The 14,642-nt window shown below is 42.5% G+C and carries 17 protein-coding genes; 5 read left to right on the top strand and 12 right to left on the bottom strand.

Translation table 11 applies throughout. The features are described from left to right. Positions 1-134: 134 nt before the first annotated feature. Positions 135-1,148: an agmatine/peptidylarginine deiminase gene (locus PHI47_RS04315; RefSeq protein WP_299934128.1), complete on the bottom strand. Its 1,014-nt coding sequence runs from the start codon at positions 1,146-1,148 to the stop codon at positions 135-137. A gap of 49 nt (positions 1,149-1,197) precedes the next feature. Here PHI47_RS04315 and PHI47_RS04310 point away from each other — a divergent pair, with 49 nt between their 5' ends. Continuing rightward, on the top strand, positions 1,198-2,214 hold the full coding sequence (locus PHI47_RS04310; protein WP_299934126.1) for an alanine racemase: 1,017 nt from the start codon (positions 1,198-1,200) through the stop codon (positions 2,212-2,214). On the opposite strand, the gene PHI47_RS04305 is transcribed toward PHI47_RS04310, so the two are convergent. From PHI47_RS04305 to ribA, 5 genes are all read right to left on the bottom strand, one after another. Then, on the bottom strand, positions 2,211-2,603 hold the full coding sequence (locus PHI47_RS04305; RefSeq protein WP_299934124.1) for a hypothetical protein: 393 nt from the start codon (positions 2,601-2,603) through the stop codon (positions 2,211-2,213). The genes PHI47_RS04310 and PHI47_RS04305 overlap by 4 nt on opposite strands. Continuing rightward, positions 2,604-2,807 carry a PP0621 family protein gene (locus tag PHI47_RS04300; RefSeq protein WP_299934122.1) on the bottom strand — a complete coding sequence of 68 codons (204 nt, stop codon included), beginning with the start codon at positions 2,805-2,807 and terminating at the stop codon, positions 2,604-2,606. A gap of 2 nt (positions 2,808-2,809) precedes the next feature. Beyond that, the gene (gene rsmG, locus PHI47_RS04295; protein WP_299934120.1) at positions 2,810-3,346 is read right to left on the bottom strand and encodes a 16S rRNA (guanine(527)-N(7))-methyltransferase RsmG; all 537 of its coding nucleotides are present in this window, start codon (positions 3,344-3,346) and stop codon (positions 2,810-2,812) included. Positions 3,347-3,448: 102 nt separating this feature from the next. Beyond that, on the bottom strand, positions 3,449-5,596 hold the full coding sequence (locus PHI47_RS04290; protein WP_299934118.1) for an ATP-binding protein: 2,148 nt from the start codon (positions 5,594-5,596) through the stop codon (positions 3,449-3,451). A gap of 49 nt (positions 5,597-5,645) precedes the next feature. Beyond that, positions 5,646-6,233 (bottom strand): GTP cyclohydrolase II, encoded by a 588-nt coding sequence (ribA, locus tag PHI47_RS04285; RefSeq protein ID WP_299934115.1) that lies wholly within the window; start codon positions 6,231-6,233, stop codon positions 5,646-5,648. A 74-nt stretch (positions 6,234-6,307) separates the two neighbouring features. On the opposite strand from ribA, the gene hemB reads away from it, so the two are divergent. From hemB to PHI47_RS04270, 3 genes are read left to right on the top strand one after another with little or no spacing between them, the layout of a single operon-like run. Next, positions 6,308-7,273 (top strand): porphobilinogen synthase, encoded by a 966-nt coding sequence (gene hemB, locus PHI47_RS04280; RefSeq protein WP_299934113.1) that lies wholly within the window; start codon positions 6,308-6,310, stop codon positions 7,271-7,273. Between the two features lie 46 nt (positions 7,274-7,319). Further along, positions 7,320-8,240 carry an ornithine carbamoyltransferase gene (argF, locus tag PHI47_RS04275; RefSeq protein ID WP_299934111.1) on the top strand — a complete coding sequence of 307 codons (921 nt, stop codon included), beginning with the start codon at positions 7,320-7,322 and terminating at the stop codon, positions 8,238-8,240. 10 nt (positions 8,241-8,250) lie between these two features. Continuing rightward, positions 8,251-9,441 carry a multiheme c-type cytochrome gene (locus PHI47_RS04270; RefSeq protein WP_299934109.1) on the top strand — a complete coding sequence of 397 codons (1,191 nt, stop codon included), beginning with the start codon at positions 8,251-8,253 and terminating at the stop codon, positions 9,439-9,441. Positions 9,442-9,454: 13 nt separating this feature from the next. On the opposite strand, the gene PHI47_RS04265 is transcribed toward PHI47_RS04270, so the two are convergent. Further along, positions 9,455-9,658, bottom strand: a complete 204-nt coding sequence (locus PHI47_RS04265) for a hypothetical protein (RefSeq protein ID WP_299934106.1) — start codon at positions 9,656-9,658, stop codon at positions 9,455-9,457. 322 nt (positions 9,659-9,980) lie between these two features. Here PHI47_RS04265 and PHI47_RS04260 point away from each other — a divergent pair, with 322 nt between their 5' ends. Continuing rightward, positions 9,981-11,597 carry a DEAD/DEAH box helicase gene (locus tag PHI47_RS04260; RefSeq protein ID WP_299934105.1) on the top strand — a complete coding sequence of 539 codons (1,617 nt, stop codon included), beginning with the start codon at positions 9,981-9,983 and terminating at the stop codon, positions 11,595-11,597. Here PHI47_RS04260 and PHI47_RS04255 read toward each other — a convergent pair. The 5 genes from PHI47_RS04255 to PHI47_RS04235 form a co-directional block, all read right to left on the bottom strand. Then, positions 11,571-11,948, bottom strand: coding sequence for an HIT domain-containing protein (locus PHI47_RS04255; protein WP_299934103.1), 378 nt, complete (start codon positions 11,946-11,948; stop codon positions 11,571-11,573). The two genes, PHI47_RS04260 and PHI47_RS04255, sit on opposite strands and share 27 nt — an antisense overlap. A 40-nt stretch (positions 11,949-11,988) precedes the next feature. Next, the gene (locus tag PHI47_RS04250; RefSeq protein ID WP_299934311.1) at positions 11,989-12,993 is read right to left on the bottom strand and encodes a beta-ketoacyl-ACP synthase III; all 1,005 of its coding nucleotides are present in this window, start codon (positions 12,991-12,993) and stop codon (positions 11,989-11,991) included. A gap of 23 nt (positions 12,994-13,016) precedes the next feature. Next, positions 13,017-14,006: a phosphate acyltransferase PlsX gene (gene plsX, locus PHI47_RS04245; protein ID WP_299934101.1), complete on the bottom strand. Its 990-nt coding sequence runs from the start codon at positions 14,004-14,006 to the stop codon at positions 13,017-13,019. A 3-nt stretch (positions 14,007-14,009) separates the two neighbouring features. After that, positions 14,010-14,159 carry a 50S ribosomal protein L32 gene (rpmF, locus tag PHI47_RS04240; protein ID WP_013461018.1) on the bottom strand — a complete coding sequence of 50 codons (150 nt, stop codon included), beginning with the start codon at positions 14,157-14,159 and terminating at the stop codon, positions 14,010-14,012. 110 nt (positions 14,160-14,269) lie between these two features. Next, positions 14,270-14,641, bottom strand: a complete 372-nt coding sequence (locus tag PHI47_RS04235; protein ID WP_299934099.1) for a YceD family protein — start codon at positions 14,639-14,641, stop codon at positions 14,270-14,272. Position 14,642 lies beyond the last annotated feature (1 nt).

Here is a 14,642-nt window from a genome sequence, read left to right as displayed (position 1 = left end):
CGATAGGAGAAATCTCGCTGATGAGGGCTTTTAAATTTTATGTTACACTTCTACCCATGAATAAAAAACAAATATTTTTAACACTCATTCTTTTAGCCGCATCGGGCTATTTTCTCTACAGCGGATTTACCCTTTTATTTCACCCGTAAGGAAATGTCTTCGGGAAACTGCATCGTGACACAGTGGAGTGAACCGTGCTGACGGATAAGTACGGAGCAATCGATCGGGATAATATCACGACCTCGAAATGCTTTTTCACAAATAGCGATCGCTTCACTGTCGTGCGGATCATTGTAGACCGGTAAAAGAACAGCATCATTGATAATCAAAAAGTTCGCGTACGTAGCCGGAAGCCGTTCATCGTCGTAAAAAGCAGGGGTACACAGTGGCAATGCAATAAGGTTAAATGGTTCTCCCTCGATATCGCGAAGCGCTTCCAGTTCTTCTTCCATCTTTTTAAGGGCATCGTAATGCTCATCATCTTTATCGTCGCATTTGACGTACATGATGGTATCGGTATCGATGAAACGGGCGAGGGTATCGATATGGCTATCGGTATCATCACCTGCGAGGTAACCGTGATTCAGCCATAGGATTTGCTCCACTCCAAATTCTTTTTTGAGGATGCTTTCGGTTTGTGCTTTCGTTAAATGAGGATTTCGGTTAGGGTTCAATAGACATTCGGCAGTCGTCAAAAGTGAACCGTTAGCGTTTGTCTCAACTCCGCCGCCCTCTAAAATGAGATCAATTTTTTTCATCGGTGCGCCGTACACATCAGCAATTGCGCCACTCATTGCATTATCACGTGAAGCATCAAATTTCCCACCCCATCCGGTGAAGGTAAAGTCGAGTAATAACGGTTCATCTTCATCCTCATCGATGACGCTTAGAACACTGCAATCACGTGCCCAGGTATCGTCACTTTGATAAGGGATAAAAATCAGATTTTCGTGATTCGTGAAGTAATTTTTGACAAGGTCAACATCGTCACAGATGATTAGGCAGGGTTGATATCGGGCGATTGCGGTTGCGATGTTTACAAAACATGCACGCGCTTCTTCGAGATAAGGTGACCAATCGCTTTGAGGATGGGGAAAAATGAGCTGGACGAAACTTTGGGGTTCAAATTCGGCTGGGAAATAACGCATTAACTTACCTTGTACTATAATTTTGTAATTTTTACCCCGTAGGGAAACCATGGCATCGATCAAACTTAGCCGCGAGGCACTGAAACATAATCTTGACATTATCGCACACCAAGTCGGTGGAAAAGATAAAATTGCGGTGGTGTTAAAAGATAATGCGTATGGTCACGGTGCAGTATTGATTGCCGAAGAAGCGCGTGATTACGGTGTGAAGCAGGCCGTGGTACGTTTGGAACGGGAAGCCGAAGAGATTGCAGAGTTTTTTGATAATGTACTGATATTAGGTCAAATTGCAACGGCAGTGCATCCGAAATTCAGTTATGCGATCAATTCCCTCGAAGAGATAGCTATGTATCCGAAAGGTACACGGGTTGAGTTAAAGATTGATACCGGAATGCATCGTCATGGAATTGCGCCGGAACAGTTGGATGAAGCCTTTGAAAAGATGACTCAAGGCGGATTGGTGTGTATCGGGGTTATGAGCCATTTAAGAGCTGCCGATACGCTGAGTTCCGAGTGGTTTTGGCAGCGTAAAATTTTTGATAACGTAAAACTCAAAGCGTTACAACTATCTAAGCAATATGGATGGAATCTCAGATTTCATATCTCGAACTCCGCAGGAACCTTTCGCTCATCAGGCTGCAGTGATGATATGGTACGTGTCGGGATTGCTTTGTACGGATGTCTGGAGATGGATGTGAGTTTACCGCAGCCCTCTCTTAAAAGTGTCCTTTCTCTGTGCGGAGAGAAAATTGCTACACGGGTATTAAAAGCAGGGGAACGCGTCGGATACAACGGTATTTATGAAGCCTTAACCGATGAGGTAGTGAGTACATATGATTTAGGCTATGCTAACGGTTTGGATCGTCTCGCCTCCAATCGTTATATAACTCCTGATGGGATAGCCCTTCGCGGGCGTATTTCGATGGACAGTGCAAGTTTTGCGACGGATACCAATGAACTGGTGATTTTTGATAACGCCAATGATTATGCCCGTGCCGTAGGGACGATCGGATATGAGATATTGGCGTGTTTGGATAAGAATTTAAAACGGGAATGGATTCTCTAAGTATTTATCTTAATGATGGCGTCGGCAAATATCGCTCCATCAAGTCGTAATTCAATCAATTTGTCCAAATGCTCCATATCTTCTACGTATCCTAATACTTTTGCATCAAAAAGATAGTGTTCTGCAACGCTTTGGATTTCAGGAGCATTTTTAGGGCTGGCAATCAGGTAAGACGCTCCTAGATTTTCACCGAGCACCGCATCGGTTGGTGTTTCGATATGAAGAGCGAATCGGACGTTGTTTTTGTGTAAATACTCAATAACATCGAGATTTTCCGGGGTAAAAAAGAGGGTAACGACCGAATTGGCAGGTGTATGGCGTACAGCTTCGATTGCATCAATATGGTAAAACGTTTCTGAGGGAATATAGGGGTGTCCGAATAATAACATTTAGGCCTCCAGACATTCGCGAGAGCAGTAGTATTTTCCATCACGCATTACGCTCTCTTTGACTTGTACATAGGTACCGCATTTGACACATGGAATCATCGCTTCTTCTGCGGATGTATCCGAAGAGGGTGGGGTGAGCGACTTTTTCTTAAAAAACATAAAGTAAACGGCACCTAAAAATCCGACAAACAGTAAAAATTTCATACTTATCTCTTTATCAGCAGATAATGGCGATTTTCTGCTTCTATAATGGTGTAATCTAACGATTCATTGATTTCATCATACACTTTTTCCCCTTTGTAAAAGAGCAAAAGAGTTCCTTTTGTACAAAAGGGTTCTGAGAGTTTGAGAAGCATATCGGTATCGGTAACGGCGCGAGAGGTGATGAGATCATACGGTTCACTTGGTAGCTGTTCTACCCGTAGGGCTTTTACATCAACGTTATTCAATCCCAAATCAGCTTTAACAAACTGCAAAAAGCTTGCACGTTTAGTGAGTGGTTCTACAAGGGTAAAATGGGTTTTGGGCATCGCCATAGCTAAAATCATCCCCGGAAATCCGGCACCGGTACCAATATCCATCGCTTTTGTAACGGGTGGCAGGAAGGTGATGGGTGTGATGGCATCCACGATGAACTCATTGATTTGATGTAGTGTTTTAGCTCCCGTAAGATTATGAATTTTATTCCATTTTTCGAGCAATATTTTGTAGTGTTCTACCTGTTCAAAAAATTGCTCCGGCACTGTTATGTTTCGATTGGTCACTAAAGTTTTCAAGGGTATCAAATAAATCATCCGTACGGTAAATTTTTTTTAGGTAATGTAAAAACCCAATTTTAGCGTAACTCAAGCAATATTCAGTGAGCTGTTTGGTCTTTTGGCATGAGTGAGTGATTTTTCAAATGCATAATAAAGGGTAGTGTAAAAAGTATTGACATCAATCGGTTTAGTAATATGCCCATTCATTCCGGCATTGTGGATATTTTGAATATCGCTCTCCAAGCTATTTCCGGTAACAGCTATGATTGGAATAATCTCTTTTGCAGGGTCTTGGCGGATGATAAGGGTCGCTTCAAAACCATCCATAATTGGCATTTGAATATCCATTAAAATAACACTGATTGCTGGATTTAGTTGAACGGCTTCAACGGCTTCTTTCCCCGTTTTCGCAGTAATGATAGCAATATCGGTTCCGGCAAGGAGACCGGAGATAATAGATCGGTTGATCTCATTGTCTTCAGCCAATAAAAGCGTTTCACCTGCGAATTTTTTGAGACTCTCTTTGAGCTTTTTAGTATTATTATGATGTTTCCCGTTTTGGTCCATATAGCCGTAAATAGAGAGAATAGCATTGAAAATATCGAGTTGGTTGTACGGTTTGGTTAGAATAAATCCTCCCCGTTTTTTAAGATCTTCTCCCATCCACACTAATTTAAGCTCATCGTTTTTGATGCGGTTTTGGAGTTCTTTTTTAAACTCACCGCATAGGGACATTTTGGTATCGATAAAAACAATATCGAAAGTATATTTTTGTAAGAGCGCTATAGCGTCTAGTGAATCGACAACGGGTTTAACCTCATAATGAAAGTACTCAAGTCCCCTCTGTAATACGGAGGCACTGTGAGTATTCTCATCTAATATTAAAGCATTCTTTGACATTAACTCGGTCGTTGGAAGTCGATAACGCCGTTTTTCAAAATCCAAATCCGAATGAAGTTTAATATCAAATGAGAAGGTACTTCCTTCATTCAGCTTACTTTGCACTTGAATCGTCCCACCCATAAGCGCTACCAGATTTTTACAGATACTCAGTCCCAGTCCAGTACCGCCGTATCTGCGTGAGATCGTTTCATCTGCTTGCGCATATGAATGGAACAATCGGTCGATTTGCTCATGGTTCATTCCGATTCCGGTATCGATTACTTCGAAATGAATTTTGAGATTTAGACGGCTGATATGCTGTCCCCGTGCTCTAAGGACGATATTTCCACTCTCGGTAAATTTAACAGCATTATTGAGTAGATTGACCAATACTTGAAGAAGCCGTAACGGATCACCGATTAATTTATTCGGTACCGTGCTGTCAAGATCGAAAATAAGTTCCAGCTTTTTTTCATTGGCTTTATGCGAAATAATATTGGAAATATCATCCAACAGGGCATTGAGATCAAATGGGATCTGTTCGATCGTTACTTTTCCAGCTTCCATTTTTGAATGATCCAAAATATCGTTGATAAGATTGAGTAAAAGAGAGGCAGAAGCTTTTATTTTCGTAATTTGAGAACGCTGCGTGACACTCAGGTGGGATTCTAGAACAAGGTGGCTTATTCCCATAACCGCATTGATTGGGGCACGGATTTCATGACTCATCATCGCAATAAAATCATTTTTTGCCTGAATGGCTTTTTGAATAGACTCTTTTTCATCAAAAAGTTCATTGTATCGGTGGGTAAGTTTTTTATAGCTTTGTTCGCGCCAAAAAATGTAAAGTGTTGTTAATAAAATAAGAATGCCGATAATCCAGAAGCTAAAAGAGACTTTGGATGAGTCTACAGTGGGAGAAGGTAAAACAGGTGTGACCGGTGTAACACTTGGGGGAAGTGTGCTCTTAGGAACCTCAGAAAAAGACGATTGTTGTTTTAGCGCATTTCGATGCTGCATTAATAGGAATTCTATATCATTAGCAACGCCTTGACTGACGGATGCATTCGGATAGGTAGAGATAATTTTTTGAACTACCGCTTCGGCATCTTGACGGGAGCTAAAAGGCTCCGCAGCAATGATATAGCGTCCGCCTGATTTTCGGAAATGGAGTATAAACTCTTTTTCATTTTTGTATTGTGAGATGATAGATTGAGGGTCGTTTTGATAGCGTAGATACGCCTTGCGAGCATCTTCTTTGGTTGAAAAACTGTCGATAACCACTTTAAAATTATTACTGAGGGCGAAAAGGGGAAATGAGAGGAAAAAAAGTAAAAAGATTAAACGCATCATTGCTCTCATTTTACCTTTTACTCACGATGTGATGTTAAAGCAGGTGTCATTAAATTATGTGTCCCATCTGCTCTTTTTTGACTTTTAAATATCCTTCATTATGAGGATTGGAATCGATAATGACGGGAACACGTTCAGTAATTTCAACATTCAGCTGCTCAACGACGGATACTTTGGCAGGGTTGTTTGTGAGAAGACGAATTTTGGTGAGGTTAAAATCGGAAAATATCTCACCCACGACATCATAGGTTCGTTGATCGGGGGCAAAGCCGAGTTCGACATTGGCTTCGATCGTATTGCGCCCCTGATCTTGGAGGCAGTAGGCATTGATCTTATTGAGAAGACCGATATTCCGTCCTTCTTGACGATGATAGATCACCAACCCTCCCTCTTGAGCCACCATAGTAAGTGCTTTATGTAACTGATTGTTACAATCGCATTTGATGCTGCCTAATGTATCACCGGTAAGGCACTCGGAGTGAATACGCACCAGTGGAGATTCTTGCTTCTCGAAATTTTCGGTAAAAATGGCTAAATGCTCTTGAATTCCTTCTTTATAAACCCGAATTTTAAAATGACCGTATTTACTGGGAAGGTTAGCAATGGATGATTTTTCAAAGTTGATTTGTGTATTCATGTGGCAATTATAATTTTCTTTTCTTAATCTAACACTTGCTACACTTGCTTTAACTATTTATATGGAGCAATTTCATGGAGCGTTTTCGCCGCACTCGTCTTAATTCCCACCTTCGTTCACTGGTTCGTGAAACGCATATAGGTGTCAATGATTTTATCTATCCGCTATTTGTTCGACCGGGAGAGGGGATCAAAACGGAAGTTTCCTCAATGCCCGGTGTGTATCAAATGAGTTTGGATGAGATACTCAAAGAGTGTGAATTGCTCCAGTCTTTGGGGATTTATTCGATTATCCTTTTTGGTATCCCTGAAGTCAAAGATTCAGTAGGCTCGGATGCCCTATGCGATCATGGAATTATTGCGACGGCGGTTCGTGCCATCAAACGCGCCTATCCTAAAATGTTCGTAGTAACTGATTTGTGCTTTTGTGAGTATACCGATCATGGTCATTGCGGAATACTTGATCATGTTCACGAGACGGTGGATAACGACCTGACATTGGGGATTTCAGCGCAGCAGGCCCTGGTACATGCACGTGCAGGTGTTGATATGATCGCTCCATCGGGGATGATGGATGGGATTATTACGACGTTGCGTGATGCTCTTGATGGCGGCGGATATGTCAATTTGCCGATTATGAGTTACTCGACTAAATTCGCGAGCGGTTATTACGGACCGTTTCGTGATGTTGCCGAATCGGTACCGAGTTTCGGCGACCGCTCTACCTATCAGATGGATCCGGCTAATCGTCGTGAGGCGATTCGAGAGAGTTTGGCAGATGAAGCTCAAGGTGCCGATATTTTAATGGTAAAACCTGCTCTTGCCTACCTTGATATTATTCGTGACATCCGTGAAGCTTCATCCCTTCCTCTTGCTGTTTACAATGTTAGCGGTGAATATGCGATGCTCAAATTTGCCGGTAATGCAGGATTGATCGATTACAATCGTGTGATGATGGAGACCATGGTCGGGTTTAAACGTGCGGGTGCGGATATTATCATCAGCTACCATGCTAAAGAAGTAGCACAACTTTTAAATTAATGAAATAATTTTATGATATGATTGTTTTTTGTATCGAAGGACGTACGTGAGACATTTTTTAACGTTAAAAGATTATACCAAAGAAGAAATCCTGGAGATTTTAAATATTGGTTTGGAGATCAAAAAAGAGGTCAAAGCCAGAGAACTCAAACCCCGTCTTTCGGGGCAGACGTTGGCAATGATTTTTGAAAAAAGCTCCACCCGAACCCGCGTTAGTTTTGAAGTAGGGATGTATCAGCTTGGAGGACACGCACTGTTTCTCTCTAATCGTGATATTCACTTAGGACGTGGTGAACCGGTAAAAGACACAGCACGCGTTATTTCTTCGATGTGTGATATGGTCATGATTCGTACGTATGAACAATCGATGCTCGAAGAGTTTGCCCATTATTCAAAAGTTCCGGTCATTAACGGTCTTAGTGACAGTTACCATCCTGTTCAGTTACTGGCTGATTATATGACGATGATGGAGTGTGGTAAAGATATAAATCCGATCGTGGCGTATGTTGGAGACGGGAATAATATGACCCATTCGTGGTTGATGTTGGCAAGCAAACTTGGATTTGAACTCCGTATCGCTACACCGAAGGGGTATGAATGTGATCCGGTTGTTATTGCGGATGCTCTTGCGTTTGCCCAACACAGCGGTGCCAAAATTACGGTTACCAATGATCCGAAAGTTGCGGTTGAAGGTGCTACGGTTGTAACGACCGACACATGGATCTCGATGGGACAAGAAGAGGAAAAAGCTCAGCGTATCCGTGCATTTGAGGGTTACATCGTAGATGAAACCCTCATGAGCTTAGCGGCAAAAGAAGCTGTTTTCCTGCATTGCCTCCCCGCGTATCGCGGTGTTGAAGTGAGTGAAGCGGTTCTTGAAGGGGATCAGAGTGTAATTTTCGAAGAAGCGGAAAATCGTCTTCATGCACAAAAAGGGTTAATGGTTTGGTTAGATAAACATCGTTAAAGGGGTATCAATGCGTTCATTATGGGTGTTGGCAGTCTTGAGTTTGAGTCTTTATGCTGCCGAAGTGGTTCAAGTCGGTGACAAATTTAAAGATTCCGGTAAGTGTAAAGCGTGTCACAGTCATATTGTACAACAGTGGGATAATTCATGGCATGCGAAATCTCATTACGGAAACGATGAATATTTCCAAAAAACGATCGATTATGTTGCCCGAAAAGATAACCGTAAATCGCTCAACACGATCAAAATTGAATGTGCGACTTGTCATAATCCGCGTATCTCCGTGACCTCCACCAATGCTGAGTATGAAGCGATTGCCTCGCTGAAGCTGGATAAAGATTCTGCTGCAACAAAAGCGATCAATAACAATGGAATCTCAGAAGGGATCAATTGTGTTGTGTGTCATAACATAGATCAGATTCATGATGATCTCCCGGATTCCAAACGGGGTATTAATCGGGTCAGTTGGATGAAGTCGGGAACAATGACAGGTCCTTATGCTGATGCCAAATCCCCATACCACAAAGTAGAACAGCGTGATTTCATGGACACCAATCCGAATCAACTCTGTTTTGTATGCCATGCAAACGATTCATCTGAAGAGGGACATCGTTTTACCAATATGCAATCTGAATTTAAAAGCGGCGGAAAACAGTGTGTTGATTGTCACATGAGTCCGCGTGAAGTAGGGGTAGCCGCTACGTTGCGAGATGTGAACGGACAAACTCATAAACGCCTCATTCGTGAACACGGATTTAAAGGCGGGCATGTTGAGAGTATGTGGCAGGGAGCATTAAAAGTAGATGTACGGAAAAATGCGCGCGCTTTGGAAGTGACATTAGTGAATCCTCAACCACATGCCTTGCCAAGCGGATTCGGTTCACGTGAGATTTTGATTGAAGCACAATATATGAGCGGTTCGAAAGTGATGAAGAATGAGGTGCTTTCTTTGAGTTCACACTATCTAAGTAAGCGCGGTAAGCCTACAATTGCCCATTTGGCAGTAAAAACGACGGATAGTGTCTCTATTGCGGCACAGGGGTCAAAAACCTTTACCCTCCCATTGCAGCCGGGTGCCGATCAGGTAGTTGTGAGTGTTTCGTATCGATTGGTCAATGATGAAGTACGAGAGTTACTGGATTTGAAAGACCCGATATGGGCAAAAAAAATGGTGATTAAAAAGCTTGCTTTAAAACTGTAAGGGGCTGTGCCCCTTAATTCATTTCTACTTTGATGATGAGGTCATTTCCCTCTTCAACTATCGAAAAATTATGTTTTTGACAAAAGGTTTCATTCATCTCTTCCGCCCATTCTTTAGCTTCGATTAGGGCATCGTCTTTATTGTCAAACGTTTTAATACTTTCCATACCGCTTCGTTTGAAACAGCCGCACTCTTTTTCCATTTTTACATTGAACATATGTTGACTCCTTGAAAGTTAGGTCTAATTTTTGGAAGTATAGTTCTAAAAGTTTAAAAAAATCAGACAAATTTTAGACGATTTGAAACTAAAGGTTATCTTTATCTTTTGAAAACATATGCTTTACAGCCTATTTTATAAAAATTTCAGCTATAATTCCATTTGAATTTTGGGTACCTTCTAAAGAGATTTATGAATCTTTTTCAAAGGTGCCCTCGCGGATGAGAATCCAACTTATCCTCATTAAAATTTCTCTCCCCCATGAGTGGGCAAGCGTAACTGGTCGGAATGGTTTCCGATGGCGTATATAAAAAGGTAAATCATGAACGTAATAGAAACACCAATCACAGAAGAAAATCTCGCGACATTTGAAGACTTTGGTCTTCGTGAAGAGATTATGCAAAGTATCCGTCATGCCGGATTCAAAACACCAAGTCCGATTCAGCAAATGGTTATTCCCGTTATTATGGAAGGGCGTGACGTTGTAGGACAAGCCCATACCGGTACCGGTAAAACAGCTGCATTCGGTCTTCCTGCATTGAATAAAATGCATTTAAAAGGGGGGATTGAAACCCTTATCATTACTCCGACTCGCGAACTCGCGAACCAAGTAAGTGATGAAATTTTCAAATACGGTAAACATTTGGGTGCACGTACCGTAACTATTTACGGCGGTTCATCGTACAACCGTCAGATGGATTTGATCGAGCGCGGCGCGCAAGTGATCATCGCTACTCCGGGACGTTTGCTTGATATGTTGAGCCGTAACATGCTCAAAGGCTTTACTCCATCAACCGTTATTTTGGACGAAGCGGACGAAATGCTCGATATGGGCTTTTTGGATGATATCAATGAAATTTTCAGCTATTTGCCGACTGAGCGTCAAACATTGCTTTTCTCAGCAACGATGCCTGCTCCGATCAAACAATTGGCAGAACGTATCCTTGTAAACCCATTTTTTGCATCGATCACCAAATCTGAAACGACGAATACCGATATTACTCAACAGTATTACGTTATCGAAGAATCAGAGCGTGATGATGCAATTATCCGTTTGATGGATGCGGAAGATGCGAAGAAAACAGTTGTATTCTGCCGAACTAAAAAAGAGGTAGATCGCCTCTCCAACGTCCTTTCTGCCGCAGGCTATATGGCAAAAGGGTTACATGGTGATATGGAGCAGCGTCAACGTGAAAGCGTTATCAAAGGGCTTAAAACCGATGCGGTTGATGTATTGATCGCAACTGACGTTGCGGCACGTGGATTGCACATTGATGATGTAACACACGTTTTCAACTACCATATCCCATTTGACCCAGAGAGCTATGTGCACCGTATCGGACGTACAGGACGTGCGGGTAAAAAAGGGGTAGCAATTACTCTTGTAACTCCAATGGAATTCAAAGAACTTCAACGTATCCGTGCTAAAGTCGGTACGACAATGGAGCACGCTTATATTCCGAGCAAAGTGGATGTTAAAGAGGCACAAGTAACTCGTTTGGTTCGTGAAATCGAAAAACAACACGTGTATGATGAAGCGCATAAGGTGCTTGATTTGTTGAAACAAGATTATGACCAAGAGCAAATTGCGTATAAATTGATTTCCGTATTGATGGAACGCAACACAGTTCAAGGACCAAACAATATCGGTATCGCAGCGGAACGTTTAGAGAAAATCCTAAGCAATTTGTCAAGTCGTGGTGATCGTGGCGGACAACGCAGCGGCGGATTTAACCGTAACCGAAGTGGCGGCGGCGGATACCGTGGGAATAATGACCGTAACGCTGGAAGCGGCGGTGGATACCGTGGTAACAATGACCGTAATGCAGCCGGTGGAGAGCGCAGCGGTGGCGGTGAGCGTGGCGGAAGCGATCGAGGAGATCGTTCACGCAGCTTTAGCGGCGGTAATCGTTCAGCTAGCAGCAAACCTAGAAGTTAATTCAACTTTTAACTCCTCTATAAACGGCTCCAACGGAGCCGTTAACACTAATCCCTCTCTTTGTTTAACTCCCCACATTGGTTCAGGAAAATAACTGTCATTTTCGAAGCGTGCCATGATGTGCCAATGGACTCTCGGCATCATATTACCGAATGAGGCGATATTGATTTTATCGGCTTTAAAATAGGTGAGCATTTTTTTTTCGATAATGTCTAAACACTCCCAAATAATCTCTTTTTCTTCACGGGAACATTGCGAAAATTCTTTGTGCTGTGTATGGGTAAAAATTTTAACCCATGGGATTTCACTGTCGTGAATTTCAATATAGATGAGGGGATTAGTATAAATCATATCAGACCTTTAAAAAGATCCAATATTGTAGCGAGAGTTCTTAGTGGATAGCTTTACCAGTGAAAGGAACAAGGGCACTGCCCCATGTTAATCCGCCGCCAAAGGCATCAAGGAGCATTAAATCACCTTGCTGTAATTTACCTGATTCGTAAATATCGTTGATAGCCATCGGAATCGATGCACCGGAAGTATTACCGTATTTTTCTACGGTCAATACGACTTGTTCATCCGATAATTCGAGTGCGTCACCGACTGCTTTGATAATACGATAGTTTGCTTGATGAGGGACGAAATGGGTAATTTTTGAAGATTCAATATTATTTTGCTCTAAAATTTCCACGACATCAGCAGTGAGAGTACGGACAGCTACTTTAAAGGTTTCGTTCCCTTTCATACGCATGTAACATCCTGCTGCTTCGCGGTCAAGTTCGTCATGCGCCGATCCGCTTCCGCCGTTAGGGGTCATAAGTAAATCGGCGAATGAGCCGTCTGACCCAGTATGAATATCGATGATTGCTTCATTTTTATCTTCGGTAGCACTGATAACGGCTGATCCTGCCCCGTCACCGAAGAGAATACACGTTCCACGATCCGTATAGTCAGTAATGGCACTAAGTTTTTCAGCCCCTACGATCAGGATATTTTTTTTCATCCCTGATTCGATGAAAGCTTTGGCAATACTAAGAGCATAAACAAACCCGGTGCAGGCAGCTGAAATGTCAAATGCCATAACTTTACCAAGGCCGAGTTTGGTAGCGATAATCGTTGCAGTCGAGGGCATACAAAAATAATCAGGAGAGATGGTCGCACAGATGATCATGTCGATATCTTCTTTGGCAAGACCGGATCGTTTAATCGCCAGTTCAGCAGCTTTGACACCCATATCGCTGGTTCGCTCATCAGCCGCCGCGATATGACGCTCTTTAATGCCGGTACGTTTAGTGATCCATTCATCACTCGTATCGACCATTACTTCAAGTTCGGCATTGGTGAGGATTTTAGCGGGAACATAAGCTCCGATGGAACGAAACGCAGCGTACATAATTAGCCTTTATAAGGGATCGACGTTTATTTTTTTAGTTCTTCGAGACGCTTTTCAATATGTTCGTTTACGCCGGTATTAACGTAGCGAATTGCTTGAAAAATTGCGTTTTTGATTGCTTTTGGATTGCTTTTACCGTGACTTACGATTGCGCACCCTTTGATACCGACCAGCGGTGCTCCGCCGATTTCAGCATAATCGATCTCTTTTTTCAAAAGTTTAAATACTTTTCGCATTAGCAATGCACCGGTAATTGCAATGGGAGATTTTCGAATATATTGTTTGATAAAGAAGCTGATGGTTGAAGCAACTCCTTCGGAGGCTTTGAGAACAAGGTTGCCGATAAAGCCGTCACATACAATGACATCACAGCTTCCATCGAAGATATTGTTCCCTTCAACGTTACCGACAAATCCTTTTTGCCCTTCGAGCAGTTTGAATGCCTCTTTGGTGACTTCATTCCCTTTGGAATCTTCTTCACCGTTGGCAAGGAGTCCTACGCGCGGATCACTCAGTTTATACATGTCTTGAGCGTAGTAGTATCCCATAATTCCGAATTGGAAAAGGTGTTCCGCTTTGCAGTCGACATTGGCGCCGGCATCCATAAGAATACTGCGTTTCCCGCTTTTGGTAGGCATGGATGTGACGAGTGCAGGACGTAACACGTTTTTGAGCCGTCCGAGGCGAAGTGTAGCTAATGTCATGGTCGCACCGCTGTGTCCGGCACTGACAACGCCGTCAGCTTGGCCGTTACGCACGAGTTCTACAGCTTTATAAATCGAGCTGTCTTGTCGTTTGAGTGCATCTGTCGCCGCATCACTCATGTCAATAACGTCATCCGCTTCAACAATTAAAATTTTATCTTTATAGCCCTTGGGTAATAAAGATAAAATCTCATCTTTTTTACCAACTAGAATTGGTTGAAAACTCTTTTCTTTGAGTGCTTCAAGTGTCCCTTTAACAATCGGTTCGGGACCGAAGTCCCCGCCCATTGCATCAATTGCAATTCTAATCATCGATTACTTGTACTCACCGGTTGTCGGGTTGACATAGTGAGACAATTTGTACGTGCCGTCTTTGTCTTTGACTGGACGAGCAAGAGAAATTTTATAGTGAGTTCTGCGTTTTGCGGCGCGAGAATGACTCACTCTTCTTTTAGGTACTGCCATCTTTTATAGTCCTTTCTTGTTTAAGTTTAAACACCGGGCGAATACATCCCCCCGGTTACGTTAACACTGGGTTTCCTTCGGCAGGAAGCCCGATGCACTTCGTGCGTTTATCAGAACTCTCGATCTAACGAGGTTCCTTCGCAGTTTTTGCAACAAAAATAGTCGCTTTTGATTAGCTCGATTTCTGATTTGAGAAGTTCTTCCAAATCAATCATCGATTTGTCGATTTCGACGACATCCAACTCTTCGTCGTTGCCCTCATAAATCCCGTCGCTAAGGTAGAAAGTAATCTCTTCATTCAAAGAGCGTTCTACCTCTTCGGCACAGAGATCGCAAGGAATCGAAATACTCCCTGTAATTGTACCGTTTAATTGGGCAAGATTACTTTTTTTCAGGATCAAATCACCTGAAAAAAAGGCATTGTCACTATTTGCCTCAAAATGAAGCGGTTGTGATCCCAATTTTTTAAATGCTATTTTCATG

This window comes from Sulfuricurvum sp. (assembly GCF_028713855.1).
In the GTDB taxonomy this organism is placed as follows: Bacteria; Campylobacterota; Campylobacteria; order Campylobacterales; family Sulfurimonadaceae; genus Sulfuricurvum.
The sequence above is the reverse complement of the archived record's forward strand: the minus strand, read 5'-3'. Positions and strand labels throughout refer to the sequence as shown.